This is a genomic window from Bilophila sp. 4_1_30 (assembly GCF_000224655.1).
Lineage (GTDB): Bacteria > Desulfobacterota > Desulfovibrionia > Desulfovibrionales > Desulfovibrionaceae > Bilophila > Bilophila wadsworthia.
Genome location: NZ_JH114232.1, coordinates 1,094,211 through 1,097,716, shown reverse-complemented (window position 1 = coordinate 1,097,716; position 3,506 = coordinate 1,094,211). Strand labels below are relative to the sequence as shown.

2 protein-coding genes are annotated in these 3,506 nt (G+C 62.2%); one reads left to right on the top strand and one right to left on the bottom strand.

What is annotated here, in order from left to right:
* The first annotated feature begins 254 nt into the window (after positions 1 to 254).
* Positions 255 to 2,879 carry a DNA polymerase I gene (polA, locus tag HMPREF0178_RS11455; RefSeq protein WP_009733546.1) on the top strand — a complete coding sequence of 875 codons (2,625 nt, stop codon included), beginning with the start codon at positions 255 to 257 and terminating at the stop codon, positions 2,877 to 2,879.
* Between the two features lie 191 nt (positions 2,880 to 3,070).
* Here the strand turns inward: polA and HMPREF0178_RS11450 are convergent, their stop codons facing one another.
* Entirely contained in the window at positions 3,071 to 3,430 is a 360-nt protein-coding gene (locus tag HMPREF0178_RS11450; RefSeq protein WP_009733545.1) for a diacylglycerol kinase, read from the bottom strand.
* Between the last annotated feature and the right edge of the window lie 76 nt (positions 3,431 to 3,506).

Below are 3,506 nucleotides of genomic sequence, written 5' to 3'. Positions count from 1 at the left end.
AACCCTCCCCCTCTCCCCAAAGACTTTTGGCCTTATCGAATCCCTCTTTCCGGTTTTTCGGAAGGTGAAGGGCGGGGCACGGAATCGAATCTTTCTTTCCTGCTTTGGGAAGATGAAGGGCAGGGGCGCGGAGCGGAGCGGGTCCGGAAGAATATTTTGAGAGCGAATCAGTTCTGAGGAGCCGGATGCGGACATCCCGCCGGAGCAGTCTAGCCGGTGCGGGGAAAATCCCTGGCAGCCCTCTTGGAGAAACTATGAGCATCAAGCAACGATTTGAGCAGGAGCCGATCTATCTTATGGACGGATCGGCCTTCGTATACCGGGGATTCTACGCCAACCAGAGTATGCAGCGTTCGGACGGATTCCCGACGAGCGCGCTGTTCATCGTGGCCCGCATCCTCATGCGCATCCTCCGCGAGGAACAGCCCAGGCATTTCGCCTTCGTGCTCGACGGGCACGGGCCCAACTTCCGGCACGAGCTGTTCCCGCTGTACAAGGCGCAGCGCAGCGCCACCCCGGAAGACCTCATCAGGCAGATCGATCCCATCCATCGGCTCATCAAGGCGCTCGGCCTGCACCTCGAAGTGTCCGACAGCTGCGAGGCGGACGACTGCCTCGCCTCGCTTGCCAAGCGTTACCGCGAGGAACACCCGGTGATCCTCGTGGCTACCGACAAGGACCTCAAGCAGTGCCTGCATGACAACGTCATGATGTGGGACCCTGCCAGCAGGGATGAAAAAATCGTCACCCTCAAGAGCTTCGAGGAAGAAACGGGCCTCAGGCCCACGCAATGGCCGGACGTGCAGGCGATCATCGGCGACTCCAGCGACAACATCCCCGGCGTCCGCGGCGTGGGCCCGAAGACGGCGGAAAAACTGTTCCACGAGTATGCCTCGCTGGAAGCCATCCGGGACGGCTTCGCCTCCATGAAGCCCGCCCTGCAAAAAAAATTCGACGGCCAGCTCGAAGCCATGTTCCTGTACCGCCAGCTCACCACGCTGGACACCAGCCGCTGCGCCTCCCTCACGCTCGACGCCATGCGCGTGCGCCCGGTGAACCGGCAGGAGGCCGCCACCCTGCTCCGCGAATTCGAACTCAGCTCCCTTGAGCGCGAACTCGCCACGCTCATCCGCGACGGACGCGTGGCCGTGGAGCACGACGCTTCGGAAACGGTGGATTCCGGAAAAAGCGGCTCCATGCGCCAGCTTTCCCTGCTCGATACGCCCAAGGCCGAACCGCGCCAGCGTCTCCGCGACGCCTCCGATCCCTTCTTCGACGCGCTGGAAGGCAACCCCGTGGCGGTGCTCGGCGGGCACGGCGAACTGGCCATCGCCGTCGGGGATAAGGAAATCGTCTATACCGGCCTGACGCCCAAGCTCGTGGACCGCCTGCTCAAGGCGAAGTTCGTGATCGCGCCGGACGTCAAGGCGCTGCTGCACACGCACGCGGACTGGGGACGCATCCCGCCTGAAAAATGGTTCGATCTCGGGCTTGCCAGCTACCTGCTGGAGCCGGAGGACCGCGACTACGGCTGGCCCAAGCTGTCCGCCCGCTGGGGCACGGCGCTCGGGCTTTCGGCGGCCAATCCCGGCCTCCTCGCCCTCACCATGACCGACCAGCTGCTCAAACGGCTGTCCGGCGCGCACCTCGTCGATCTCATGAAGACGCTGGAGCTGCCGCTCATCCCGGTGCTTGCGGATATGGAAAGCGCGGGCGTCAAGCTCGACGCTGAAGCGCTCGCCGGTTTTCTGGAAGAAGTACAGAAGGATCTAGACCGCATCACCGAGGACGTTTACCGCGAGGCGCAAGGGCCGTTCAACATCCGTTCCGCACAGCAGCTTGGGGACGTGCTGTTCAACCGCCTGAAGCTCCCCATTTCCGGCAAAACGCGCGGCGGGCAGGCTTCCACCTCGCAGGACGTGCTGGAAAAACTCTCCGGCCACCATCCGGTGGTGGACGCGCTCCTTGAGTTCCGCAAGCTGGAAAAGCTACGCTCAACCTATCTGGAGCCGCTGCCCCGGCTCATGGGCGGCGACGGACGCATCCGGACCACGTTCAACCAGCTTGCCACCGCCACGGGCCGCCTTTCGTCCAGCAACCCGAACCTCCAGAACATCCCGGTACGGGGAGCGCTCGGACGCCGGATGCGCGCCTGCTTCACTGCACCCGAGGGCAAAAAGCTCATTTCGGCGGACTATTCGCAAATCGAACTGCGGGTACTGGCGCATCTTTCCCGCGACGAGACGCTGCTGGCGGCCTTCCGCGAAGGCGCGGACATTCATGCCCGCACGGCCAGCCTCCTCTTCGACGCCCCGCCTTCCGAGATCACCCCGGATCAGCGCCGCAACGCCAAGACCATCAACTTCGGGCTGATCTACGGCATGGGCCCGCAGAAGCTGGCGCAAGAGCTCAAGATCCCGCTGTCCGAGGCCAAGGCGTTCATGGCCCGCTATTTTGAACGGCTGCAGGGGCTCAAGAACTTCTACGAGAACGTCGAGGAAATGGCCCGTGAACAGGGCTATGTCACCACGCTTGCTGGGCGTCGCCGTCCCCTGCCGGACATTCAGGCCGAAAGCCAGCAGGCGCGTTCGCTCGCCCGGCGTCAGGCCATCAACACGCTCATTCAGGGCAGCGCGGCGGACATCATCAAGCTCGCCATGCTTGCCGTGCACGGTGACGAAACCCTCCGCGCGTTGGACGCCAAGCTACTGCTCCAAGTGCATGACGAACTCCTGCTTGAAGTCCCCGAAGCCGCCGCGCAGGAGGCCGGGGAACGTGTCGCCGCGCTCATGGCAAACGTCCGTCCCGGCGGGATCGTCCTCGACGTGCCCCTCAAAGCCGACTGGGGAGCCGCCGAGAACTGGGGCGACGCGCACTAATCAAGTGGAGGAAAGAGACGTGGAGAGGGGAGGGAGAACCCTTCTGGAGAAGGGTTCTCCCTCCCCCTCTCCAGACCTCTCCCCTCCCCTCTCCTAAGACTTTCGTAATGGGGTGGGGGAGGCGCGAGTGTCGTTCCCTGTTTTTCCGTTTACAATGCGGCGATAGTTTTTGTGATTTTTTAGAGGGATATTCAGTTCAGGAGGAAAACGTAGGCCCAGATGCCCGCGTTGATGACCATTGCTAGGAAGATGGCGGCGGAGGCCATATCCTTGCCGCGTTTGACGTGTTCGTTCCATTCGATGGTTATGAGATCGAAGGATTCCTCGTCGGCACTGTTGAGCAGTTCCACAACCATGACCCCGATCCAGCCGCCGAGCACCAGCAGCCATTGTCCGGCGTCTTTGCCCGTTACGGCAAGCAGGGCTGCCAGAACAACCAGTACAAGCACCTCATGCCGGAACGCCTGCTCGCCTTTCCACGCGAACACGAGGCCGGACAGGGAATTTTTGGTGGCTCCCATCAGATGCTTGGGATTGATGAATCGGGGCATAGCTTTCTCCCGTTTTCCTTTCAAAGGATGATGCATGGCACATTTGCCGCCAATGCCAAGTCTCAAAAACACAAAA